The 24,828-nt window shown below is 42.3% G+C and carries 27 protein-coding genes; 7 read left to right on the plus strand and 20 right to left on the minus strand.

Features of this window, described 5'->3' with window-relative positions:
• Positions 1 to 112 precede the first annotated feature (112 nt).
• Both MH117_RS18515 and MH117_RS18520 read left to right on the plus strand, forming a co-directional pair.
• Positions 113 to 799, plus strand: a complete 687-nt coding sequence (locus MH117_RS18515; RefSeq protein WP_239331127.1) for an ArsR/SmtB family transcription factor — start codon at positions 113 to 115, stop codon at positions 797 to 799.
• Between the two features lie 90 nt (positions 800 to 889).
• Positions 890 to 1,495 (plus strand): flavin reductase family protein, encoded by a 606-nt coding sequence (locus tag MH117_RS18520; RefSeq protein ID WP_239331129.1) that lies wholly within the window; start codon positions 890 to 892, stop codon positions 1,493 to 1,495.
• 588 nt (positions 1,496 to 2,083) lie between these two features.
• Here MH117_RS18520 and MH117_RS18525 read toward each other — a convergent pair.
• The 4 genes from MH117_RS18525 to MH117_RS18540 form a co-directional block, all read right to left on the minus strand.
• Complete coding sequence (locus MH117_RS18525; RefSeq protein WP_239331132.1) at positions 2,084 to 2,251, minus strand: hypothetical protein; 168 nt, start codon at positions 2,249 to 2,251, stop codon at positions 2,084 to 2,086.
• Between the two features lie 183 nt (positions 2,252 to 2,434).
• On the minus strand, positions 2,435 to 2,806 hold the full coding sequence (locus tag MH117_RS18530; protein ID WP_239331136.1) for a hypothetical protein: 372 nt from the start codon (positions 2,804 to 2,806) through the stop codon (positions 2,435 to 2,437).
• A 321-nt stretch (positions 2,807 to 3,127) separates the two neighbouring features.
• A complete protein-coding gene (locus MH117_RS18535) occupies positions 3,128 to 3,709 on the minus strand; it encodes a TetR/AcrR family transcriptional regulator (RefSeq protein ID WP_239331139.1) in 582 nt (193 codons plus the stop codon).
• A 91-nt stretch (positions 3,710 to 3,800) separates the two neighbouring features.
• Entirely contained in the window at positions 3,801 to 4,811 is a 1,011-nt protein-coding gene (locus tag MH117_RS18540; protein WP_239331142.1) for a fumarylacetoacetate hydrolase family protein, read from the minus strand.
• Positions 4,812 to 4,957: 146 nt separating this feature from the next.
• On the opposite strand from MH117_RS18540, the gene MH117_RS18545 reads away from it, so the two are divergent.
• On the plus strand, positions 4,958 to 5,983 hold the full coding sequence (locus MH117_RS18545) for an MBL fold metallo-hydrolase (protein WP_239331145.1): 1,026 nt from the start codon (positions 4,958 to 4,960) through the stop codon (positions 5,981 to 5,983).
• A gap of 423 nt (positions 5,984 to 6,406) precedes the next feature.
• Here the strand turns inward: MH117_RS18545 and cysC are convergent, their stop codons facing one another.
• Genes cysC through MH117_RS18575 form a run of 6 tightly spaced genes read right to left on the minus strand, consistent with a single transcriptional unit; the run spans position 6,407 to position 12,052 of the window.
• Positions 6,407 to 6,916 (minus strand): adenylyl-sulfate kinase, encoded by a 510-nt coding sequence (cysC, locus tag MH117_RS18550; RefSeq protein WP_239331148.1) that lies wholly within the window; start codon positions 6,914 to 6,916, stop codon positions 6,407 to 6,409.
• 14 nt (positions 6,917 to 6,930) lie between these two features.
• The gene (locus MH117_RS18555) at positions 6,931 to 7,788 is read right to left on the minus strand and encodes an STM4011 family radical SAM protein (RefSeq protein WP_239331150.1); all 858 of its coding nucleotides are present in this window, start codon (positions 7,786 to 7,788) and stop codon (positions 6,931 to 6,933) included.
• Entirely contained in the window at positions 7,785 to 9,161 is a 1,377-nt protein-coding gene (locus tag MH117_RS18560) for an STM4012 family radical SAM protein (protein WP_239331153.1), read from the minus strand. The genes MH117_RS18555 and MH117_RS18560 overlap by 4 nt, the downstream gene beginning before the upstream one ends.
• A 19-nt stretch (positions 9,162 to 9,180) precedes the next feature.
• Positions 9,181 to 9,966 (minus strand): STM4013/SEN3800 family hydrolase, encoded by a 786-nt coding sequence (locus MH117_RS18565; protein WP_239331156.1) that lies wholly within the window; start codon positions 9,964 to 9,966, stop codon positions 9,181 to 9,183.
• 20 nt (positions 9,967 to 9,986) lie between these two features.
• A complete protein-coding gene (locus MH117_RS18570) occupies positions 9,987 to 11,204 on the minus strand; it encodes an STM4014 family protein (protein ID WP_239331159.1) in 1,218 nt (405 codons plus the stop codon).
• A gap of 2 nt (positions 11,205 to 11,206) precedes the next feature.
• A complete protein-coding gene (locus MH117_RS18575; protein ID WP_239331162.1) occupies positions 11,207 to 12,052 on the minus strand; it encodes an STM4015 family protein in 846 nt (281 codons plus the stop codon).
• Positions 12,053 to 12,612: 560 nt separating this feature from the next.
• Here MH117_RS18575 and MH117_RS18580 point away from each other — a divergent pair.
• The 3 genes from MH117_RS18580 to MH117_RS18590 all read left to right on the plus strand — a co-directional run bounded on the left by MH117_RS18580 (position 12,613) and on the right by MH117_RS18590 (position 14,785).
• Positions 12,613 to 13,161, plus strand: coding sequence for a methylated-DNA--[protein]-cysteine S-methyltransferase (locus MH117_RS18580; protein WP_239331163.1), 549 nt, complete (start codon positions 12,613 to 12,615; stop codon positions 13,159 to 13,161).
• A complete protein-coding gene (locus tag MH117_RS18585) occupies positions 13,154 to 13,867 on the plus strand; it encodes a 2OG-Fe(II) oxygenase (RefSeq protein WP_239331164.1) in 714 nt (237 codons plus the stop codon). Before MH117_RS18580 ends, MH117_RS18585 begins: the two co-directional genes overlap by 8 nt.
• A 99-nt stretch (positions 13,868 to 13,966) precedes the next feature.
• Positions 13,967 to 14,785 carry an SPL family radical SAM protein gene (locus tag MH117_RS18590; protein ID WP_239331165.1) on the plus strand — a complete coding sequence of 273 codons (819 nt, stop codon included), beginning with the start codon at positions 13,967 to 13,969 and terminating at the stop codon, positions 14,783 to 14,785.
• Positions 14,786 to 15,081: 296 nt separating this feature from the next.
• On the opposite strand, the gene MH117_RS18595 is transcribed toward MH117_RS18590, so the two are convergent.
• From MH117_RS18595 to MH117_RS18610, 4 genes are all read right to left on the minus strand, one after another.
• A complete protein-coding gene (locus MH117_RS18595) occupies positions 15,082 to 15,765 on the minus strand; it encodes a DNA alkylation repair protein (RefSeq protein ID WP_239331166.1) in 684 nt (227 codons plus the stop codon).
• Positions 15,766 to 15,781: 16 nt separating this feature from the next.
• On the minus strand, positions 15,782 to 16,399 hold the full coding sequence (locus tag MH117_RS18600; RefSeq protein ID WP_239331167.1) for a DNA-3-methyladenine glycosylase family protein: 618 nt from the start codon (positions 16,397 to 16,399) through the stop codon (positions 15,782 to 15,784).
• A gap of 147 nt (positions 16,400 to 16,546) precedes the next feature.
• Entirely contained in the window at positions 16,547 to 17,182 is a 636-nt protein-coding gene (locus tag MH117_RS18605; RefSeq protein ID WP_239331168.1) for a pentapeptide repeat-containing protein, read from the minus strand.
• Positions 17,183 to 17,237: 55 nt separating this feature from the next.
• Positions 17,238 to 17,762, minus strand: coding sequence for a VOC family protein (locus tag MH117_RS18610; protein WP_239331366.1), 525 nt, complete (start codon positions 17,760 to 17,762; stop codon positions 17,238 to 17,240).
• Positions 17,763 to 18,167: 405 nt separating this feature from the next.
• On the opposite strand from MH117_RS18610, the gene MH117_RS18615 reads away from it, so the two are divergent.
• A complete protein-coding gene (locus MH117_RS18615) occupies positions 18,168 to 18,902 on the plus strand; it encodes a class I SAM-dependent methyltransferase (RefSeq protein WP_239331169.1) in 735 nt (244 codons plus the stop codon).
• A 203-nt stretch (positions 18,903 to 19,105) separates the two neighbouring features.
• Here the strand turns inward: MH117_RS18615 and MH117_RS18620 are convergent, their stop codons facing one another.
• The 6 genes from MH117_RS18620 to MH117_RS18645 form a co-directional block, all read right to left on the minus strand.
• A complete protein-coding gene (locus tag MH117_RS18620; RefSeq protein WP_239331170.1) occupies positions 19,106 to 19,954 on the minus strand; it encodes a copper amine oxidase N-terminal domain-containing protein in 849 nt (282 codons plus the stop codon).
• 115 nt (positions 19,955 to 20,069) lie between these two features.
• On the minus strand, positions 20,070 to 20,780 hold the full coding sequence (locus tag MH117_RS18625; protein WP_239331171.1) for a HEAT repeat domain-containing protein: 711 nt from the start codon (positions 20,778 to 20,780) through the stop codon (positions 20,070 to 20,072).
• 175 nt (positions 20,781 to 20,955) lie between these two features.
• Positions 20,956 to 22,350 (minus strand): hypothetical protein, encoded by a 1,395-nt coding sequence (locus MH117_RS18630; RefSeq protein ID WP_239331172.1) that lies wholly within the window; start codon positions 22,348 to 22,350, stop codon positions 20,956 to 20,958.
• Positions 22,351 to 22,532: 182 nt separating this feature from the next.
• Positions 22,533 to 23,405 (minus strand): hypothetical protein, encoded by an 873-nt coding sequence (locus MH117_RS18635; protein ID WP_239331173.1) that lies wholly within the window; start codon positions 23,403 to 23,405, stop codon positions 22,533 to 22,535.
• 45 nt (positions 23,406 to 23,450) lie between these two features.
• Positions 23,451 to 24,110, minus strand: coding sequence for a suppressor of fused domain protein (locus MH117_RS18640; RefSeq protein WP_239331174.1), 660 nt, complete (start codon positions 24,108 to 24,110; stop codon positions 23,451 to 23,453).
• A gap of 63 nt (positions 24,111 to 24,173) precedes the next feature.
• Positions 24,174 to 24,776 carry a hypothetical protein gene (locus MH117_RS18645; RefSeq protein WP_239331175.1) on the minus strand — a complete coding sequence of 201 codons (603 nt, stop codon included), beginning with the start codon at positions 24,774 to 24,776 and terminating at the stop codon, positions 24,174 to 24,176.
• Positions 24,777 to 24,828 lie beyond the last annotated feature (52 nt).

Here is a 24,828-nt window from a genome sequence, read left to right on the forward strand (position 1 = left end):
GAAAAGGAATCGTTTTCCACCAAGCTTTTCATGACTTCGACCACCATCGAAGCATAATTGTGGTAAGATATTCAACAGCTGACACACGTTAATACGTTCAGGAGGGGACAAGTTGGAAACAATACCGAATATCGTAGAAGTGGCAGCGCTCGTCGGCGATCCTTCGCGCGTCACGATGTTGCTTGAATTGTTAGGAGGTAAAGCTCTTCCTGCCAGCGAACTGGCGCGTGCCGCGCGTATTACGCCACAAACGGCAAGTTCGCATCTGGCAAAATTGGTCGAGGGGGGCTTGCTCGTCGTGGAAATGAGCGGTCGACACCGCTATTATCGGTTGGCTGGACCCGAAGTCGCATACGCGCTCGAAGCGCTCAATGTCATCGCAACGCAAAAGCCGATTCGGTCACTCAAGGAATACGACCAGTCAAAAGTGTTGCGGTATGCTCGCACTTGCTACGACCATATCGCGGGAGAAGTGGGCGTGGAGCTGACTGATCGGCTACTTGCGTTGGGAATGATCGAACGATCCGGTCGAGACTTTGTAGTTAGCACACAGGGATATGACCGTTTTAAGCACTTTGGCATCGATGTAGATAGCGTGCAAAAAGGAAGGCGCCATTTTGCTAGGCAATGTCTGGATTGGAGCGAGAGGCGACACCATATCGCGGGTGGTCTTGGTACCGCAATTACCAACAGATTATTTGAACTTGAATGGATTACGCGGATTCCCGGCGGGCGTGCCGTTCGCGTAACGGCCGCGGGTCTGAAGGGCTTGGCTGACGAGTTTGACCTGAAACTTTGACATGCAATTCACCTCAGCAACGTTGCATTCATTATTCGGTGAGAGTCGAATGATTTTCCCGTTATACTACTCGTTGAGGTGAGAGTTTAAATGAATAAAAAAACGAAATTAGCAATTCAGCTCATTCAGCCCAAAATACTGTACTTTGGCACTCCGGTCGTATTACTATCAACATTGAATGAGGATGGGACGACGAACCTCACACCGATGTCATCTGCTTGGGCTCTTGGGAATCGCATCGTTCTCGGGCTTGGCGGAGGCGGGAAGGGATTCGCCAACCTGCTCCGCTGTGGAGAATGCGTTGTCAACCTGCCGGATGCGTCACACTGGGGGCAAGTAGAAAAATTATCCAGGTTGACTGGGGCCAATCCAGTGCCAGATTACAAACGGGAGCTGTACCGATTTGAACACGATAAATTTTCAGCTGGTGGATTCACACCGCTTGCTTCAGATATCGTGAAACCGCAGCGAGTGGAAGAGTGCCCTTTGCAAATCGAGGCAAAAGTCGTCAACCTCCATCACTCAGAGGGATTTGCTATTATCGAGGTAGAGGTACAAAAAGTCCATGCTCATGAAGCGATTTTGCTAAGTGAGCAACATGTCAATCCAACCGCGTGGAACCCGCTGATTTACAGCTTTCGCCACTACTTTGGCCTGGATAAAGAGTTGGGCAAGACCTTTAAGTCAGAAACATGATATGGACACTAGTTTCGATGAAGAAATGAAAAGGCTAATTGAATCATTTGGAAATAAAATATTAGAAAACAGCGTTGACCGCTGAACTAACGGGTACGTTAGTTCAACGAACAGGCTGCAATTGGTACAATTATCACTCATAAAAAGAACTCTCTACAGAAGTGGAGGGTTCTTACATTTTTATCCATATGTTTGCGGGTGGTGTCAGCTACGCTGGTACTACCCCCACTTGTCAAATTGAACATTGGGTCTCTGCTAAGACCGTAAAGGAAGGAATCAATCTTTTTCATGCTTTCTGTATGTAAATGTAATGTACATTCTTTTTCTACAAAGTATCTATTATGTGAATAAGATTTCAGTTGCTCCTTTTAAGATTTTCTGATCCATATAACTAGAAAACGGCAGCTGAATGGCTGCCGTTACTTTTTATGTACTTGGTTCTGCTTCCCCTTCCTTTCTATGCCCCCGGGTATCCACAGTTGCAGAACCTCTAGGCGTAGCAAAAAAGCCCAAGCGAACGACAAATAGCGCCGTTCTCTTGGGCATTTATGTTGATATATGAAAACACTAAAGAAAAGGAGTAGATTGCTAGTTTCCTCCCATAGAAATGAGGAGCTGCATAACCGTCCCGAAAGGCAACTTTTTCTTGCGGGTAAAATCTTTTTCAGGTTTTTGGACATAGGGTGTTGGTGCGGCTGACATTTCTCTAATAAGGAATGTCAGCTTTTCTTTAAGTGACACCGCATATTCATTCATTGGCATAACCCCCTCGTTTTTCAAGGGGCTACGCTACACATTTCCAACTTCCAGTCAAGTCCTATTTGCGGTTTTTATGCAAAAAAAGAGCGGCTATCTACTCGATAACCTGCTCTCATGCTTGATTATGGTGTCCACGCCTTATCTTAATGACATTGCCTTCGAGGGTTCCTTTTTTATGAATTAAGGCTTCTTGTTGTGCAAGAAGTATTGAATGTGTTTGTAAACGTCTTCACGAATTTTCACATCATGATTATGCTCAAAAATGTTAATATCAAGGAATTGACCATTCTCATATTCATATCTGAATATTTTAATCCCAGATCCAATATCCTTGGTGTTTCCCAATGTGTTTATCATTTCTCTGTACGTCATATCCTTTGTTATTTTAGCCAAATGAGACGACGTTATTTTTCTTATCTCATTTGTTAATCCTAGAATTTCATTATTATTTTCATCACGTGACTGTGCGTTATGGTTAGAGCATCCAAGTAATGTCGTCATTAAAGAAAAAAAAACTAAAATAAAAATAAATGTATTTTTCCGAACATGCATTGCAACGTCCCCTTTCTTTTTGGTAGCGTGTATCGTTTACAAATAAAATAACTCATGGCCCTTCGCTTCTAAAAATCTTCTTTCCCAATTTATATGTCAACATCTTCTTTTTTATTATTTTGAGTCTATCATTGACTGCTCGTCAGAAAAACTTCCATCGTAACATGTGATCTTTAAGGTGAGAAGAGGATATATTCGGAAATGTCCCCGAGTTCTTGTCAAAAGAAAATGACAAGAACTCGGGGACATAAAACAAAGAAACGCGATTTAAGTGGTATGTGATGTCACAACGTTCTTGTCATCCGTCATCTTTTTTATCCATTATGACTGAGACAAAAGTCCTTTTACAAACAATGGGACACTATGCTTATAGAACTCTTCCTCGGTGACGAGTTGGGACTGATATTGCCCGTGAATCAGCTCGCTCATCTGAAAACCGTAGCACATCGAGAGAAAAGACATGGCGGCAAGACGCTCATCCTGTCTGGCTATAACTTTTTTCTTGTGCAAGCGTTCAAAATATTCAACCAGCAAGGAGTGCAGCTTCGCCGGCGGATCGGCCAGCATTCTGTCCAATTCGGGAAGCATTCCTTTGTCGCGGATGCCAATCATAATGATGTCCGCATTTTTATGGAAAAACAAACGGTACTGCAGGCTTACATTCAGCAGATCGACTTCTGGATTATCGGTCGCTTCCTCTTTTAACAGCTTCTCAAATTGCGGGATATCCGAATGTCTTTCAATGATGGCTTCCAATATGCCTTGCTTGCTTCCAAATTGCCGGAAAATCGTAGATTCATTGACTTTAGCTTCCGCTGCAATGGCTTTGGTGCTTACTCCCCGATAGCCATTCTTTTTAATAAGCCGTGTCGCAGTCTCAATGATTCTGTCAGAAGTATTCATTGTATTTCTCCTTTTGCAGATGTTAAACCTATTCTACTACAAGTATTGCCCATGTAGCAGGGTTGGGATTATCATTTTCATAAACGTATATTCAAGGAATATCATTTCTTTTTCCCCAGCGGCTTGGTTCTGTAATCTTGACATGATCAGGCACCAATTGCGTGAGCGTGCCTAATTTTTCGAATGTAATCTGGATTCGGTCAGAGGGCAACAGCCATTGTTCAGTCTCGATTGCGCAGCAATCCGGTATTGTCCCCATTCCTATAATCGTGCCTGGGAGCGGCGTGAAAACTTTGAGAACCTCCTCCATCACTTTTGCAGGGTGTGCAGAATACTCGGATGTGCTTCCTTTCCAATGCAGTCTCTCCCCGATGCGTACATCCACTTCCAGTGACAGTGGGTTGTCGATTTCATCAGGCGTAACTAGAAATGGTCCTATTCCTTTGCTGCGATCAAAATCTTTGCAGCGCGTCGGTCCGGTCATCGCCAGAAAATCCGGCCACTGCACATCGCGAATAGTACTGTCGTTAAAAATAACATAACCTGCAATGCAGTTCCCCTTCCCTGTAACCATGGCCAGCTCTGGCTCAATATCCAGGTAAGAAGAGTACGATGGCCAATGAATCGTATCCCCATCGCCAATTAATGCATTATGGTTACACTTGTAATAACTGAAAGTTACTTTATCCGGATCTTTCTGAAATTTTTCAGCAATTTTTTGTTTAAGCTCTTCTCTTTCCGGCCCTGTGTATTCTCTTTGCAGCAGATTTACGCCAGCATTTCTAAGATGTCTTGGCGTCAACCCGAAATCGATAAGCGCAGCCGGATTCGGAACCGGCGAGAGCAGCTTTACCTCTGCAATCGGGCAGATTTCATTTTCATTGAATTGATGCGTCTGTTCGACAGCATATTGCATTAATTCCTTAGCGGCATCATAACTTGCCGGCAAATAATGAAGATAGCTGTCCATACTTTCAAGACTGTCAACGAATCTTCCCTGCTTTTTCAAGATTGCGGCAAATGAAACGACAAAGTTATCGTTTATCACAAGCCCAAACAAATGTTCCTGAGATGTCTTGGTTTTAAAGGTTACTAGCTTCATGTTGCAGCGCCTCCATCCATGTTGTGTCTGTTACTAGCATATTACATAAAGATAATGCATGCAAGTACTTGCTTGCATTTGTATTTTACATTCTCTATACTAAAGACATGCCTCACCCCAAAACATATACACAAAGGAGAATTTTCATGAAGAAGTATGGACGTATTATCCAGAAACCCCGCGTTAAATTTTTTGAAGTCGCAGATGGTGTCTTTGCCGGTATATCGCCGTATCGTGGCATCAGCTGGGCCAATGCCGGGTTCATCAACAAGGGTGAAGGGCTAGTGTATGACACGTTCTTCGATTTGTTCCATGCACGGGAAATGCGGGATGCTTTTAAGGAAGTAAGCAACGGTGCCTCTCCCGCATATGTGGTGAACTCGCACTATAACAGTGACCATGCCTGGGGAAACAAAGTGTTTGAAGATGCTTGTATTATTATGCACAAGGAGGCGTCTAGAGAGCGTCTCACAGAAAATATCGCCTGGATGGACAGTGTCATCAGAAGAGGAAAGGATTCACCGGAATCGACCTCGGGAGAACGGTTTTTTGCGGCGGAATTTGAAGGATTCGACCTGGAAGGCGTAGAATGGGTGCTCCCGAATATTGAGATAAAAGACGATATCAACATCCGTCTTGGCGATACGGAAGTTATGATTTACAACGTAGCTCCTGCCCACTCTGACAGTGACTTGCTGCTGTGGATGCCAAAAGAAAAAGTGCTGTTCGCCGGTGATGTCGTATTTAACGGTTGTACAGCATACAGCGAAGAGGGAACCCTCAATTGGGTTAAAGTGCTTGATCGCATTATTGATGAAATTAAACCCGAAATCGTTATTCCAGGGCATGGCGCCATCTGCGGCCTGGACTTCGTGAGGGAGCAGAGAGAATACCTCCTGAACCTGATCAGCGAGTTTAACAAGCATTACAATGACGAGATTGATGCCTTGTCCCTGACCAAGCAAATTGATATTTCCCGCTTCCTTCATTGGATTCAGCCAGAACGCTTGTATGTTACAGTGGACATCCTATTGAAAAGCAAACGAGGTTTACCACCCCTTCCAATTTGGAACGAGGTGCCTGCTAAGCTGGAAGACATGAAAGCTTTTTTGGCCGGAAAATATGGTAATCAAATCAAGCCATGGGATCCTATGAGTGTTTGGCAAGAATAGCAATTTGAAGCTTGCCTTCTAAAAACATTAGAACGGCCCTGTCGCAAACGATGCGAACAGCGGCCGTTCTTTTGAATTGTTCCACTGAAATAAAATCGACGCTTAGAAACGATTATACAAAATGAAGAATTGGTGGGATTATTTTTTACAGCCGCTTTTAAAAATCTCAATCATCTGTTCCTCAAACATGTCCGAATGAGTTGCCTTGTATAAACGCTAACGGTGCAGTATGTAAATCGTAATTTCACGTCTTCTCTTTTTATGAAAAGTGATGAGATATATTATTTAAATATAACTACCGTTCTTCTCTTGCATTGACTGCTTCATGCTCAACAACATGTTATACCTGTTATTGATCATTCAAACAGCTTAAAAAGTAAAAACGATTACCTCTCCTCTTAGGGACCAGGCAATCGTTTTTGATTATTTCATTAAGTACTCCAAAATTTCGCATACGTTAGACTCCACACTGTTTGTGTGGGTATGTATCGTGATTTCCGGATGCACGGGCGGTTCATAGACATCAGAAATACCGGTAAATGCTGTGATTTCGCCTTTTATTGCTTTTGCATATAAGCCTTTCGCATCTCTACGTACACATTCCTCCAATGGACAATGCACATACACTTCAACGTATGACTCCAGCTCTGCTCGGGCATAGTCTCGCATTTCCATATAGGGTGCAATCATGGAGATGATCGTCGTAACCCCATTGCGGTTCAGCAGCTTGCTAATATAAACGGCACGACGAATATTCTCTAGTCGATCTTCTTTACTGAATCCAAGCTCTCGTCCTACGTTGTGTCTAAGTTCATCGCCGTCCAAGCATTCGACCCTAACGCCTCTTTCCTGAAGAGCCGCTGTCAAAGCTAACGCTGTTGTCGTTTTACCAGAGCTTGGAATCCCTGTTAACCATATTGCTGTCCCAACCAATGCACTGTTCCCCTTTATGATAAAATAGCGATCCGTTCAAGTGCACGTTCTCCGTAAATAGAATCAAACGGCTGCTCCTCCATATGGATGTAACCTATGTAACAATCACATTGCCTCATACGGCACGGGCGTTCTTTAGAGATTCCATCTAGGCCATCTTTATACAAATTTCCGATCACTTGACGGTCCTTATAGCAGCGCTTTACGCGCCCGTCGCCTTGGACATAAAACACATTTTCTCCTGCACGGCACGGCTTGTCCATACTGTCGTAATCTTTGGCATTAAGGACAAAGTAAGGGTCCATCTCGGTCAAAAATGCGGTATCCTCGGCAGAATAGTATTCTGGTTTATCTTTGTAGGCGTTCACCCACATATAAACATCATCAGGTAGTGCATTCCTTAATGAAGAAATGGAGTTGAACGCACTCTTAACACCGACACAGCCTACACTGAACGGTATTTTTTGTTCATAAAGCTTGCTGCATTGCTGTAAAAATCGCTTTTCCTCCGTCTGCCCCGGATGGTAGGTTACCCAAAATGAAGCAGTAACCGGATCCAATTCGGCTGTCCAATCGAGCCTAGCGGATAAGTTGGTTTGGATAGCGACCTTAGTAACGTGCTGCATGTGCGACAGCTTAACCAAAGCTTCCCTGTACCACCGATGCGTAAGTCCTTCGCCATATGGATTAAAAAACAAGGACAACTGATGCCCGCTTCCTGCTTGTGTCCTTACCCACTCGACAAATGTCTGCACCTGCAGCCGATCCTTTGCCAATGTCTCTTGACTATCTATATTCTTGCTAAAAGGACAATAAGGGCAGTCATAATTGCATGAGCTCAAGCTCCCGCGAAAATAAATCGTCGCTTTCATAACAGTACACAGCTTTCCATGCGCGCCCGTATTTCTGGAGAAATGAACCAATCCCCTATAGAATCGGAGTACATGAGCCCTTCATCCGTCAGACGCAGCACCTCATGCTCTATAACAGCCAGATCCGTATGCACAAGCAGATTCAACTCGGGATAGTCTACTAGAGCTGACGATGTGAATCGCTCCGCGTAGCTGCTCAATGCCAAGCCTTCTGTATGAAGCAGTGCTTTTAGGATAAAGCGTCGCTGCTGATCATCCTTGCTTAACACAATGCCATAATCTGCATGGGTATAATCGGCTGAAGCCACATAGTCGGCAATGATGCTTGCTGTAGCTGAACGACCTACACTGTATCGCGAGGAGTAATGGACTGTTCTCGTGTAAGATCGTGCGCCACAGCCAAGTCCAATCATGCCCTCCTCCTGACAACCATAAGGGAGTAATGATTTCTCCGACATAGCATCTGCTTTGGCAAATCTCCGCATCGAGTACTGGGTATATCCATGTGCACGCAAACGATCCCGCGCCACACGATAGAAGCTTAGTCTCTGATCCTCGCCACTCTGCCTGATCTGCTCTGGCTTTACGATCGTGTGCTCACGAGTATATAACGGATAAATAAATAACTCCTCTGGATCATAAGACAACGCCTTATCCAGCGAATATATCCAGCTATCAAGGGTCTGGCCAGGAAGGCCATAAATCAAGTCCAGATTAAGGATCGGAAATTGATACAGCTTGAGCTGTCTCAGAGCTCTTTCGACTTCCTGCGGCTTTTGAGGACGATAGATCGCATCCGCTTCAAATTCTACGAAGCTTTGAATGCCCATGCTGACCCGATCCACCTGCCTACTTTTTAAAATGTCCAAGCGTTCGATGGTGATCGTCTCGGGAGATGTCTCTACCGAGATGGAGGCTTGGTTTGGATTCATACCCATCACATGTTGAGCAATATGAAACAACCGATCCAGCTGGGTAGGTTCCAGTAAAGTCGGTGTACCGCCTCCAATTGCAAATCTGGCAACCGGTTTATTCGGAATGAGCGGAGCCCATTGTGCAGCTTGTCTTTCCAAAGCATCCACATAATTGGTATGTACGTCGGCCCTCTTGTCAGGCAACGTGAATAAATTGCAAAAACCGCAGCGTGCTCCGCAAAACGGAATATGCATATATAAAAATAACGTATCTGCTAATTCCTGACTCCACAATTCGGAAAGCGGCAGCTTCCTCTCTAATTCTCGATAGGAGGTTTTGTGTGGATAAGCGTATAGATAAGATCGGTAAGGCTCTGATGTGAGGTTTTCTTTCCAACTGCGCAGAGCCTCCGAATTCTGGATGATATCCGTGTAATTAGGGTAGACCGTATAGCTCATCATGTTCCCTCCTCTCACCTTACAATATAAATTCGCGATAAGGCACGTTCCACACGACCTCATGCGCTAGTCTATGGCCGTTGTAGCCATCTTCACCGAAGGCGGTGCCATGATCAGAGAACGCCATGCAAAATACAGGCCGTTCTCGTTCTCTGAATGCCTGAAATAATCGACCAAGCTCACTGTCAACATATCGAAGTGCCGCGCGCTGCGTCTCTATGGAGTCTTTCTTTGCTCCTGGTACAAAATAATGATTGGGCCCATGAATCGCTGATATATTCATAAACAAAAACATACGTTCTGTGTGATCCGAATTGTGCAGCAGCTTGATGGCATGGTTCACCTGGTGCTCAGTAGAGCGTTGATTCGTAACTCCAAAGGTCATCCGCCAATAGCTTTCTTGGAAATAGCTTGGAAGAACTTTGGCGAGCGGAACTTTTTTGGTGAAAAAGATGACTCCACCTATACAAATCGTACGGTAGCCCGCTACCTGTAATCCAGATACGAGATCCGTTGAATCAAATTGCCATGTAAACGGATGTGTCTTTAATCCCGTATTTTTCGAATGAAACAATCGAACATGCTCTGACTTGTTTGTCGTAGCGGGGGTCGGCAGAAATCCGCCAAAGAAAGCATGATGGGCTGCATAAGTGAAGCTGCCGGGCGAATGTCGCTTTTCCCAATGTGCGTCCCCGCACAAATTCGGACAGTTTGCTTCCTCCAACACAGCGGCGTCATATCGCAGCGTATCCAGCGTAATCATCAGAATATCATGACTGCCTACAATTTCGTTCATGTTAAACATCGTGGTGATCCTCTTCCATTTTAAATATTCGTAGAGCGTGAAGCCATTCTCATTTCCCATTCATAGGGATCGTGTCCTTCATAATGGCTATGATACAGTAAATCCCCAAACGGATTAACATCCAATACATACGGTCTATACGAACCACTGCTCAGTAGTACATCTATGCCTGCGACGGTAGAGCGTTGAAATACCGATAACGTTTGTTCAGCGCATCGTCGTACGGCAGCTTGAAGGTTGTCAGACATGCCAACCTCCTCCAAACTCATTCGATCACTATCGAGATGCAGATTCGTTATAGGTGTTCTGCTTGCCCTTGCAATACTGTGACAAGCTTGACCTGCTACGACAAGTTGCCGGATATCAAAAGTGCGATCCTGATAAGTCGCTTTTGGAATCCATTGCTCTACATGAGCGCCGTGTCCCAATAACCAGTTGATGATTTGGCGAATGACTTGGTGTTCTTTATAGTTCATCAGCTTTTTTACATTATAAAATACAGGTGGTCTACGGAGATAGTTCTCCACACCTATCGTCGTCACGGCCGATTCCGCTCCTGTAACGGGATTTACCTGATACGCGATTACACCACATGCGCCAGAACCAGTTGCTAGCTTGATAAATAGACGATATGTTCGCTCTTTTGCCATTGCATCCCGAAGTGTATCGTAATCCGGTATGGCTTCCGGTGCAGCTAATCTTCTTGGCACCGGTAATCCAGCTGATGATAAGATCTGGTGCGTATACCTTTTATCGAACATGGCGGCTATGTCCTCGGGAGCATTCATCCATCGCGGGGTATCCCATAGTTGTGCTGCCTCCCTGTCCAGTCGAGATAACAACTTGCAATACCCACGAAACCACTGGGAGGGATGATAGAGTTTTCCCTTAATCTCCTTCAACCCTTTGGCCATCCTTACCAAAATAGGCTGAACAACGCTCTTGTTGTATCTCAGCCAACGCTCGTCTATTTGAGTGTTAGCCGCATCAGGGGCGCCAAGTGCAATCAGCTCACGTTCTACTTCAAAATGTTCCCCGGGCGCGTCGATCCGCAGCAATGGAGATTCAGCAAACATTAGCCCCGAGCTTTGTGCAAGCGAACTTAAGGATACATTTCCCTGCAGCACATCCCTATAATCCAAAACAAAGGCTGGGGGCAACCCCAGCCGAGCTCTTGCCGCTTGCAGTCCGGTTGTTCTTCTATTACCGGAGTTGCCTATAATAATCATCGATTCCATCGTTATTCCGTCAAGGAAGGATAGCGATAATCCTCGTCTTCATCTGAATCCTGTTGATCGCTGATATCTACATTCAGCCCTGACTGCTTCCAACGATTCATCATTTCATCCGACATATAATGATAGCTTAAATCAAGGTTCTTCAGTTTCATTACCTTTTCGCTATGGATAAGTGCTTCAGCTCCCTCATCTGTCAAGGTCCCCATAGAAAGATCCAACGTATGTAGTTGATCAAGAATCGGTGCATTGGCTACCGCAATAGCAATTTCATCTTGAATTTCACTGTCTTTGAGCCCAAGATAGGAAAGCAAAGGGAATTTTCCAGGTTCAATCAACTGGAGCACATCCTCGAGACTTCCATCAAAACCATACTCTTCTACCCCTAAATAAAGTTCTAGCTTCTTTAAGTTTTTGAAACTACCTTCACTTATGCTAGTAATGACGTCATTACTAAGACCGCCGCAAATAATAGTAAGCTCCTCCAGTTTGTCATGGTGAGCCGGAATTAGGCTGAGACCTGTGCTTCCTTTAATTGTGAGAGAGCGAAGCTCGGGATAGGCAGATAGAATCGGTCCTAGGTTAGATTGATTAATCCAAGAGACCTCGCATTCTTCATAGGACATATCGCCAATAAATAAACTCCGCAGCTGCGGAAAGCGGTCTTTCAACCGAACAAGAACTTCGACAATTTCACTGGAATCATTCTCGTAGGCGCCGCCCCAGTCACCGATGACGAGACTTTCAAGTTGCAAGCTCTCATCCTTGTCTGCCATTTCCACTATTAAGTCTACGATTTTGACACCTTTCTCATATTGATCATAATCGACAGATAATTTACATTCGGACATAACAACAATACCTCCTAAAATGAATACTAACTTTTATTATAATAGCCATACTTGCGAGTTACAAATGTTTGCCAATTAATAAATAAATCCTACATAATTGACTAACAGAAGAGAACCCGATATCTGGATCTTTTTCTGTAAAAGTCAAACTGGCATACAGCTTCACGAGTGCCTCGAATCTACACTTAAATTTTGCTCTTAAGAGCGTATATTGGGGGCTTATTAAATAAATTCGAACTTCTACCTGGATCCACAGGTTTATCATCCTCTCTGAACGTGAGTTAACAGTTATCTTATTGTCACATAAGGACTTGTCATTGTAATTTCGCTATCTTGCTATTACATTCCAAAATGCACACAAAAGCCTGTTTTCAGGGTTATACTAACTTTTGTTAACCGTCTTGCAAATCAAGACTGCCCAAAGGGGAATAAATCGGCTTTTTCAAAAATGTCGATCACGCATTAGCCGCATATTTTCGTCCCTGCAAACGGCGCAAGTCACACGGGCAAACGCTGGAAGTCAACCAACGGCTGAAAAAACACTTGAAGGAGGCATTTTAATGACAACTAAAAACAGCAGTCCTCTCTATTGGACCTTGCTTTCTTATGAAAATTGGAAGGTGCATATCGGCGCAACTGAAGCAGGCTTATGTTTTGTGGGCTCGCAGAATCAGCCATACGAAGAATTGGCGACATGGACAAATAACCGCTTTCCTGGACACGGGCTGATTCAAGATGATGAAAAGCTGCAACCGTATGCAGATGAACTTGTTCGATATTTTCAAGGTCAACTTAATCAATTCACCATCCCACTCTTTTATCGCGGAACGCCTTTTCAGGCAGCTGTATGGAAGGCACTTTGTGATATCCCTTACGGTCAAACCCGGTCTTACTCGGAGATTGCTCATCAGATTCAAAAACCGGCTGCGGTTCGAGCGGTTGGTACTGCCATTGGCTCAAATCCGATTCTAATTACGGTTCCTTGCCATCGGGTTATCGGCAAGAATGGATCGCTGACGGGTTATCGCGGCGGAATGGACATGAAAACAAAACTGCTGGAACTGGAGCAAAGCACACCAATCCTTGAAAAGGAGCTGCACCATGTCTGACCAACGTATACCATCATTAGTCAATCTTAACTGGTCCGAGTTGCACCAGACACTTGACGAACAGGGCTACGCCAAACTACCATGTCTTCTTAATTCCGATGTGTGTGAAAGTCTGATGGAAGGCTATGAAGATGAATCACTTTATCGCAAAACCATCGATATGACGCGTTATCGTTTCGGAATCGGAGAGTACAAATATTATCAAGCTCCCCTTCCAGATCTGTTACAACAGCTTCGTGATGGCCTGTACCCGGAGCTCGCCAAAACGGCCAATCGCTGGCTGGAACATTTGAATCGATCACCCGAATATCCTGATACTCTGGCTGCCTTTCTCGATCAATGTCATCAGGCAGGGCAAACTCGTCCAACCCCGCTGATTCTTAAATATGAAGTAGGCGGCTACAATTGTCTCCATCAGGATTTGTACGGTGACATCTTCTTCCCCTTTCAAGTCGTATTTGTGCTAAACCAACGAGGCGGAGATTATACAGGCGGCGAATCTTTACTCATCGAGCAGCGGCCGCGGGCGCAGAGCAGAGGTCATGTCATTACGCTGAATCAGGGTGAAGGACTAATCTTTCCAACCCAGCAGCGACCCGTATCGGGTACACGCGGCTATTATAGGGTGACTCTGCGACATGGCGTAGGTACAATCACATCGGGAACACGTTACAGCATGGGGATTATTTTTCATGATGCGAAGTGAACGAACAACCGAATCCTCGACATACAAGTTTGATTCAACAAAGAACTGCAGTCTCGCCTATTATACGTATACAAGGCATGGATCGGCAGGTGAACGAGGATGACAGTCAAGTATTTGTACAAAACACCAAAAACACTGCTGAATAAAGGAACTGGTTTTTTGTCCGGCTATAGTCATTCGTTAAATCCTTATACAGGATGTACCTTCGCCTGTTCCTATTGCTATGTGCGGCAAATGCCTGTCTCCACTTTTCGCAGCGCGGAGTGGGGAACTTGGGTAGATATTAAAAAAGAGGCTGCGGTCACATTCCAAAAGGAGTTGCGCAGAGCCAGAGTCAAGGGCCCGGTTACCATCTTCATGTCATCCAGCACGGACCCTTACCAACCAATCGAACACAAGGAGAAAGTTACGCAGTCTTTACTGGAGGTTATGGTCGACAATCCCCCAGACTTCTTGCTTGTTCAGACACGCAGCCCACTTGTCAGCAGAGACATTATGTTACTGCAACAGCTGGGGGCCAAGGTTCGGGTAAGCATGACGGTAGAGACCGACCGGGAAGATATTCGCAAGCACTTTGCCCCCTATGCTCCTCCCATTCAGGCAAGACTTAAAACACTACAACTGCTTGCTAAATTCGGTATTCCTACACAAGTTGCCATCGCTCCCTTATTACCGAGCAGTAAGCGATTTGCAGAAATGTTGCGTCCCCTGGTTAACCGGGTATGTGTAGACGATTATTTTATGGGGGACGGCAGTGGCGGTAAACGAACGCGCAATTTGGGCTTACAAGCGTTATATAAAAATCTGGGCATGGAAGAATGGTATCATCCATCTGCCTATCAATTGGTTTATGAGCAAATGCGGCAGCACTTTTCGGAAGATGAACTTTACATCAGCCAGAAGGGTTTTGAACCCTAACGTGATCATATGTAAAATCATGTCTCCATTTATTTTCAATCCTGTGTAAAAGTAATAGATGAAGTTGAGTGAAGCCTATGGACTTCAAGAAATATATTGGCAAGACAGAACAGGTAAGAATTCCGGAGCCCCGCAATCCTTACCTGTTTTCGTTTCACCATCATGTATAAGTTTAATTTAATGACGTGAACATTGCCTAATGAAGTCTTATTGCCGCGTTAACATGTTCGCATTGTAATACTCGGTATTTTCCACCTCACGACTTTCATTCTCAAACCTACGTTTGTTACATATTTTTATTTGCGTTTCATACTACGAATAATACGCTTGGTTTCCTGGTCTACTCGGAAAGACTCCGTTATTTTCTGCAAAGCTTTGTTAAATGTATCGTTGTCCAAAGAATTAGATTTTAAGTATGTCATCGTTGGCTCAGGCATTTTGATAAAGCAAATCGATATCGCCCAAGCTACAGCCATTTTTACATAGTATGCTTCATGTTTAATACCATCCAGCTTTTTTAAAACGGCATCCAGATAGATATCGTCTACATAATAATTAAGAAGCATCACGACAGCGAAGCGAAGATCGTATTCATTTGTGGATTCAAAATATGGCTGAAGAAAATCCCATACACGCTCTTTATGCTTCTGAGTAACCTTGAGACCTGCACAAAAACTATCACATACCGACCAATTGTCGATGCTTGGTATAAACGCGGCTACATGATACAAAACTTCATCAATGTCCGCCTTCAAGTAGCCAATAATCATTCCGTGCACCATAACCTCTTCAAACCACTCTGCTTGGTTTCCAATAAAATTGCCTGTCCAATTGCCCGTTGCCATTTTTTTCGCGATCTTGCGAAGCTCTGGCAATCGTACACCCAATACATTATTTATATTGGGGATCAAGGCCGCAGAAAAAGCTTGGTACCCCGGCTCTGCCAGCTCGAGTAGCTGTTCCTTCAATGTCATTTCCATGGTAGTAACTCCTTATTTACTCAAACGAAATCACCCACAAATATAGGGAAGCCACCGAACCGAATGGCGAATATTTACGCCGATACTGCTCAAATTCTACTTTTGATAAATCGGAAAGACTGTACAGTTTCATTATCCCTCTTCGGATCGCAATATCTCCCCAACTGACAACATCCCGTCGTTCCATGGAATTGATAAGCAACATCTCTGCAGTCCAACGTCCAATGCCATTTAACGTTGTCAGCTGACGAATCACCTCATCATCGGGTAGATCGCGAAGCGTTTCAATATCCCATTTACCTGTTGTGATCGTTTCGGCAATGGAATGGATACAGACCGCTTTTTTCATCGTCATCCCGCATTTCTGGATATCGTCTGTGCTCTGTCTGGTTATATTTTCAGGCGTGATTTCGCCTAATCTCTCCTGCATTCGATCCCAAACGGTATGAACGGCTTTAACGGACACCAATTGCCCCACTATTGCGTGTACAAGCGCGGAAAATAGATCGGGAATGATTTCACGTTCGACTTTCCCCAAACGGTCGATGGCTCTTCCCAAGATTTCATCCTTTTGCTTTAGATAATCGATTTCGTTTTGCCCATACTCATAAAACTTGGTCACGACTCTGTTCAACCAGTTATCCTCCAATCGTGAATGATAGAACCAATGTGTCACCTATTACTATACCTAAAAAGGCTGTATTTAAGTGAAAACTCGAATGAAACAGCAAGATTAAGAAACGAATTGAATTGAAACATAATAATTCCTCACAAGCATCAGTCACCGAATAATCATTCCCATTAAACCCACAAAAGTTGAAGCCTGATGACTGGCAATAATACATCCATCTAAATCCTCAACCTCGACACTTAGCTCATTAAAGTTACAGTCGCTAAGATCGACTCCCTTTAGCTTTGATCCGATCATACAAGATTGATCGATATTACAACGGGTAAAGTTTAATTTTTGAATAGTAGAACCATAATAGTCAGCGCTTTCTAAAGAACAATCTTCAAAACTTACTTGTTTAAATTTAGCGAAGCGAAAATTTGAAAAATCAGCTAAGCAGTCCAGAATACGGACATTTTGAAGTCTACTCTGAGAGAAGTTTGTACCAATTAGCTTACAATTTCTAAATTCAATACGATGAAAGAATGAACTTGGAAAATTAACATTTGAAAAATCGCAATTCTCGAAAACAATATCTGTAAGTTCGATTTGTTCCAACGATGACTCTGTAATGGTTACATTTCTAAAAATCATTTTATCCATGGAAACCTTGACAGCATCCTGGTACTCAATTGTTATATTATCAATAACTCCATTACTAATCTCATCTCTTGATTCTAATGAGTGAATAGTTCTTGTTTCGAGCAACTCAACTGGAATTTTAGGCTGCTCAATCTTAAATATCATATTGTCCTCCATCCTTCATCCGTTGATAGATCAGCTATCAAAATGATTATTGCATTTATTCTCCACTAAAACTTTTGGCCCATTCAGCAACCCTGCGACTACTTTCTTCCTCTGACAAATCTTCAATCCTAGTCATAATACTCCACCTTACTCCAAAAGGGTCCAGTATACTACCAAATCGATCACCTGAAACAAAACTTGTAACTGGTTCCCTTACTTTTGCTCCTCTTGATACTGCATTTTCAAATACCTGATCAACATTAATTACATAAATCCCTAAAGAATAACATGCATTGTCTTCATCTGGCGGCAAGACCAATTTATATGCCGGATTCGCTGCTCCCAATTGCAAAAAACCATTTCCAAAATCTAATTCTGCATGGATAATTATTTTATTGCCATTCCCATCAGGTAGTTCAGTAATATCCTTCACCCTTGCATTGAAAACAATTTTATAGAACTCAATTGCTTTAACAGGATCCTTCACGGTTATAAATGGTGTTATCGTTGTCACGCCGTTAGGTGTACCATTCTTTGTATGTTTACCTGATACGGCCGTATATTTTATGCTTTCAGTCAACTTTACTCCTGCTTTATTCATTTACAAGCTCTCCTTATTTTATCATTTATCAAGTGATACCAACGATCCATCTCGGTAATCAACGATTATCTTCATTATAAAAAAACTTCAGTGACATCTACTGTCAGTCAAGTTTTTGAAGTTGATCATATCTACTTATATTTAAATTTACTTCCGCGATCGTTTAGTTATATCTTACCTTCATCCATATAGTCCAGCATCAGGACCTGACTGCGAATGGACGCTGGATGGATGATTTTAACTGGATTTGTATATATAAAACCGATATATTATGTGGGAGGTAGAGCACAAAGTGTTCGTGTTCGATATGTGTAAATGAAAGAACGCGCATGTCGAAATCTACACGTTTAGGCTCATATTATTTATATTGGGGAGGGCCTCGGCATGGACAAAAATTCTGTTTATGAAACAAATAGCTTCTATTGGGATACAAAAGGAAATGAATATTTAGGAGCAATCGTTCTTCCTTTTTATGGCGCATTTGTATCAGAAGAAAAATGCCAGCTTTTTGGTGATGTCTCAGGGAAAAAGATGCTGGAAATAGGTTGTGGAAACGGTCAATCCTTACAATATCACGGGGAACACAAAGCCTCTGAACTATGGGCTGTGGATATATCAGAAAAACAAATCAAAAAGGCAGCGCAGCATTTGAAGGCATGCGGTCTTTCAGCAAAATTGATTTGTTCTCCCATGGAAGAGGAATGTGGTATGCCAGTTGATTATTTTGACTTTGTTTACTCGATTTACGCCATAGGATGGACCACCGACCTTGAGGGTACATTTCGCCGGATCGCTTCTTACCTAAAAAAAGACGGTGTATTTATTTTCAGTTGGTCTCACCCTATTCACAGATGTGTTGCTGCAGAAAATAATAGGCTTACTTTTAAAAAATGTTACTTCGATGAATCTTGGTATTCGATATCTCTTGATGAAGGTGTGATAACCTTATCGGATCGTAAACTATCAACCTATGTGAATGCGTTGGCAAAAGCGGGATTCGTAATTGAGCAAATGATTGAGCAATCTGATGATGAAATTATGCGGGACGATAACAGCGAGTTTGCACAAAGAGCGAAAATGCTTCCTGTAACTTTTGTAATCAAAGCAAGAAAACTATAGACTATTATGACAAAAGCATCTGCCGTCTTCAAAGTTCGAGTAACCTGGAACTGAGCCGCTTATTCCATCTCAACCTCCGTAACCACTAACGCTTTCAGAAGAAACTAAACGACCGTTCCCCGGTAAAATACTGAGAAACGGTCGCAGCATAATAATGTTTTTTATTCTTGTCTTCGTTACACCATTCATATTTCAATGCCATTTTACCGAGCAATTACTTCAAGTACATCGCCGGTTCCATCATCAATAATACGTATATTTTTGTCATCAATGAGTTGAATTGTGCCGTCCGGCTTCAACGTTTCATGCTGCTCCTTTAATCCGTGAGCAACGGTTTTGCGAATCAGCCCTTGATTCTTGAATACCAACGTATACAGGTCATGTTCTCCACTCTTTCGATTAGAATATTCAATTGTGACTACAAGTAGATTCTTGTTAGTCCCCTTGAAATTTAAGTTGAGAACATGAGTATTCAAGTTAATGTCTTTTATGCCTAACGGAATCGAAGTCTTTTGTCCCGTATAAACATTAGTAATCTCTAGATCCCCTTTTCCTGCTCGAATTGTATAGTTGTATCCCATCATGCTGCCATAAATAGTATCCGTATAATTGTTGAGTCCTGTCACGGTTACCTTGCCCGTCTTGGTGTCTTGATTGGCCACTTCCCCCTCCAAAGCAGATGCAAGGAATCTAATCGGCACATAAAGATGACTAATATACCATACAGGTTCTCTGCCCATATCCACTTCTTTACCATCAACTTCGGCAATTCCGCTTCCCATGTGGACAACAATACGCTTCTGATTCCTTTTCAAAACCGCCGTCTTGTCACTTTCCATCTCCCAATGCAGACCTGCGTTGCTGCCCAGCGAGAAAAAACTTCCGTAAGTGACACCGTCCTTAAGCAGCGTCTCAATATGGTTGATACGGCCGTCTTCCCATTGCAGTTCCAACTTCACGTACTTGGATGCTGCATTCGTTTCATGTGATCCAAGCGGAAAAAGAAATGACATGATAACTAGAATGGCAACTGCATTTTTCCAATTGTTCATTTTCATAGCAACCTCACCCACTTAATGTATTTTTCATTCTATAATAGAAACGCGTATATCTTATAAAAAGTTGCTATTACAATAGGAGTTGGAACGCAGAATGACGATTTTCGAATTATGTTCTTTCGTGTTCTCTTATTCTTGATAATGCTATTGTGGCTGCTAATTTTCCATTATGCATTCCGTTTTTAGAAACCTCTGTTAACTTTTCTTTAGCTGGAATGTATCTATGAAAACCAATAATCTCACATGCTCTCTCTTGCACATACATATCTTCATCATCTAAATACTTTATTAATGAATCAAGATCTCTTTTCGGTGTTAATGCCATGATTGAAAAAATATACTGACAACGAACATCATCATTTATTAGTTCGTTAGAACTTATCAATTTGTTCAGCTCTTCAATACAAATTGAGTCTTCAGCAAGCTCAGTATTACTAAATTCTATTTCTGAGGGATAGTCTTTCTTTAATTCATCCCAATCCAAATTAGGATGTTGTTCGAGTTTAGTTATAAATGAACTTATACTTCTAAAACTTGGAGATAAATCCGTTTCCTCATGATTGATGTAACTTATCCTGTATTTGCATGCACCTTGAAAATGTAAGCCTATGTAGTTTGAATGATCATCTGTCCATAACGGAATAATATCTTGATAAACCTCCATTTCAGACATAAAATCAGCTGTTTCAATGATTTCATCAAATTCCATTAATCTTAAAAAGTATTTTTGATCCTTCTGTTGTTTGCTGTGAGTTTCTAACTCTTCAACTAATCTAATAGGTAATGTGATGCTGAATCTATTAAAAAGATCTATAAACATATTTCTGCTCCTTTGAAAAAAGATACTTTTGAGCTAACCTACTTGTTAATTGAGAAAAGGCCGCCTTATAGCAGCCTACATGTAATTCAACTATCGTGTCCCGTTAGTTTAATATTCATATCCGGTTTCTTCATTTGGTTTTGTACAAGCTGCATCTAGAATATATATGCCATTCTCAATTCTTCTGCGCAATAAATTGTTTGAATCTTACAAAATACTGCTCTGATGCCTCCCAGCGCCTCCAGTCCAAAAAGGACATGTCCTGCTTACCATATTGATCCGGTGGCTGATAATGCCGGGAAACATAAGTTCCGTTGTCCAGTGAATAAAAATAATACGCTCCATCAGGAGTCTTGATTTCAATCCTAGCATCTAGGTAATCTCCATCTTCGTCTATACGGGCCTGACGGAAGGTGTAACATTTTGAGCCGTCCCAGAATCCGTCATCCTCCGCTTCTTCTATAGATAACGCCTGAATGACAGGGTACTGCAAAATGTCTTGCACATCCTGTACCTCAATGTTTCGTAAATAAAGCTCAGCCATATTAACGCAGGTCAGAAACATCGTCCAGCAATCGCTAATCTCTGCTAGCGCTTCTTGAGACTCTTCCGTAATGTTCTCCCACTCAGACTCCTTATCAACGGTTTTCCTCAACAAACCGATGGAATGATCTTGCTCTAGCCAAATGTAATACTGATGCCGTGTATCTTCCATATAAACGCTGAGATCCCGCTGATCCCCGTCAGCATCAATATGTTCCTGCTGAGCTTTGAAAAATACGCCTTTTTCCTGAAAATCAAAAGATGGCGTGTCATTCGGCATTAAAATACACTGTGTCAATTTTAATATATTTTCCTCATTGATCGTATTATGGGTAAAATATAAATGAACAGGTTTCTCTCTCGTGCGGGTTACATTTAATTCTTTTAATGCGGATCGTCCTTCTGCAATAACGGTTGCCAGCGTGTCAAAAGAAAAGCCAGCATCCTCCTCTTCCATGTCCAGAAAAACTTCATCGATCAAAACCTCATGAATACCCACCGGGAGCTCCTGAAGTACACCGTCTCCCTCCCACACATTTACTAGGCATGCGATCGATTTCTGCCCGTCCACTTGGAATTTGTACTCATCATCCTGAACTAAAACCGCAGCGCTGAGATCACCTTTTACAATTGTTTCCCCATGATTGTAGGAACCGCACAATATTTCAGCAACCAACAGATTGCCCGACACATAAATTTCCTGACCGCCTACAGCTATATTTTTCGCGCTCAAATTACCGATTACCATAAGTCCTATGGCACCATCAGTTTCTTTATTAAAGAGATTGTCTACGGCAAAATTTCCATCAATAAAAAGGAGGATTACCTCTTTTTGTTGCGGAAAAGGCTGCTCCCAATCCAGATTAAGAGCAGGTAGTGTCAAATCCCCTTCATAATATGCGGCAAGATGTTCCTCATTAAAATCCTGATAAAACTTGGCCCACCAAGAGCCTTCCGGAAACTTATCTGCAAGCTGACTAAGTGGAATGAATTGAAAAAGGGTGTCCATACCTTGTTTTCCTTTCACTAGTAAGTTTTAACTATTTTCTCATATGTAAAAATTAGGGTCAATCTCAACTTTTTATTGCTGCGCCCGTCAACCAGCCTGCCCGTTAGCGAAACGCAGCTACCGATCTTATGCTTGCCGGATCGTAATCAGGCTTAATCAGTATTAGGGCTTAGCTTTCAGATCAGGACGCCTTAGGCGAATTATAATTCTGGTATATCGAGACATAGTCGCAGACCTGCTAACTGGCCAGGCATATTTTTTATAGGTAATTGCAGCTCGGTCAATAGCATTGCCCATTGTGAAGGATGTTGAAACGGGTAAAATCCGGCAGCGCCTCCACGAACTATTATCTCATCCTTCGCTCCTTTAATGCGGGTGAACGCGGCAATGGCAAGACCTGCTATGCCAAAATTATTGGATGCAGCATGATTGAGCCCGCTATCACCAAATTGAGTAAGGCAAATGTCATCGGATAAATCTCGTGATGGAATTTCTTCTCCACATGTGAATAAATTATTTTTGAATTCCTTGGAAACATACTCCCACTCGGAGTCCCACGGCATTCTATACCCGCTTTTTTCCATAAAAGATGCCGCTTCTTGTAAGTTAACATAGGCAGGAAATGGCCCATCTTCGCTATAGAAATCAGGTCTTTCTAGATCATTTGATAGATTAATATTTTCCTCCAGTACCCACTCGTAAACAGGGAAGCGGCTCATTAGGAATGGGTTTATATGAGTATTTTCATTTCCATCAGATTGATGGATAAGTTGAGAAATCATGGACCAGTCGTTAGGTTCGCATATATTTCTGATGCTCTCAATATGTTGAGAGCAGGCTCCATAAATAAAGTCTCCACCAAATATTAGATTTAAAGGTGTTTCATAAAGCTCATCATAAAAACATGGTATTTCTATTTCTTTACCATTACTGGGGCTTTTTAATAGATATGGTTTTGCGAGTTTGAATCTGCCTGGTAATTTCTCGATTATCGAATTGCAAATATCTCCGCGTCGTTCACGAGAAGCAGATTGCCAATTTTCCAGGCTATTGATTTCTGTAATATTGTACATTGGATGCACCATCCTCTTCAGCGTATTTTTCTCAGCTTAAGCTGCTTATTTATCAGGACGAGTGGGATCGATTATTGAATGCTGATGATTTTCTATATAAGCGTCAAAAGCATCTATGCCTTCTTGTAAAATTATATACGCTTCTTTAGGAGTAATTGGGACAACCCACAAGACACTAATTACTTCTTCACCTATTTTTATTTCTTCTAAATCTTCACTTTCTCCTCTGAGTTCATCAATTAAAAGGGCCTTTGTAGTCCAGTTCTCTGGTGCGAGTGTGCTCTCAGTCATTACTCGTGGTACTCCCGAAGACTTTATATTTTCAATATTATGGGCAATTAAGTCGCAGAAATATGTGAATATACGATCAATGTTTTCTTGCCCCAAATCGGGTTTTAATGCTAGCATCCATTCAGTCTCAATAGGTTTTCCAGTTTTTCGAATGGAATTAGATAGGCCGACTGTTGCGAATCTTGCAGGGATATTATCATTAATTGATGGGAAATAATATATCTCAATATATACGCCAATCTCTGGTTTTGTCATTATGACTCTATATTCCGGCATAGACCATTCTTTGATATACATATTAAGTATAATTGTTCTTCTGATGTCGAATTCCAGAATTTTTTCTCGGCATGACTCTTTATTGATTTGCACATCTATCACCTTTTTCTTTAATGGCTTTCTCCGTTTTCGTATCATGGAAACCATTTGGAGCTTTAAGTGCAAGGAAGCAGTTTATAACTCTCTCGTTGTCTCTTGTTTTTACTCCACTTGGTTCTGGTGTTCCACCCTTATGTTCTTTGAAAACTTCATTACAGCTTCCTGAGCTCTATGGATAATATCATCTACTTCGGAAAACTGACGATCCATAGATGCTAGCACCTTCAGCAAAAAAAGACCAAGACTTTGATCTCCTAGACACAATTCCGTTTCGGCGAAATATTCGATGTCTTCGAGTTTTTCTATATTTCTTTTATGATTGATGTTTTTAGGGAACTCGATGTATTGATGGAGGGTTAAGACTGCATCTTCTCCCTTCGTTTTAAAATCGTGAACAATTCCGTTGAATAGGGTGTCTTTGAATCCTTCCTTGAGCCTGCCTTTTTCATTCAATGCATCAGGATGAAATGTCGCCAAATATTTTTCGTTTCTTATGGCCTGATCATTCATGATGTAGAGTACTTTTTCTTCGTCAAGAATCTTAACGATTTCATCAAATGACTTGAACCGTAGTCTTGTAAATCTTGCCGGAGAGAATTGCTTTCGCAAAGAATCTTCATGATTTGAAAGATATGCTCTAAATGAAATTTCAGCATTTCCTTCCAAGAGTTCTTTGAAATAAGCAAGATGCCTTTCATCAACCATATCTGCCTCCTATGCTTCTTGAGCATTTGGGTGTACATTAGTGAGATCTGCA

Source organism: Paenibacillus sp. ACRRX (assembly GCF_022346885.1).
Lineage (GTDB): Bacteria > Bacillota > Bacilli > Paenibacillales > Paenibacillaceae > Paenibacillus_B.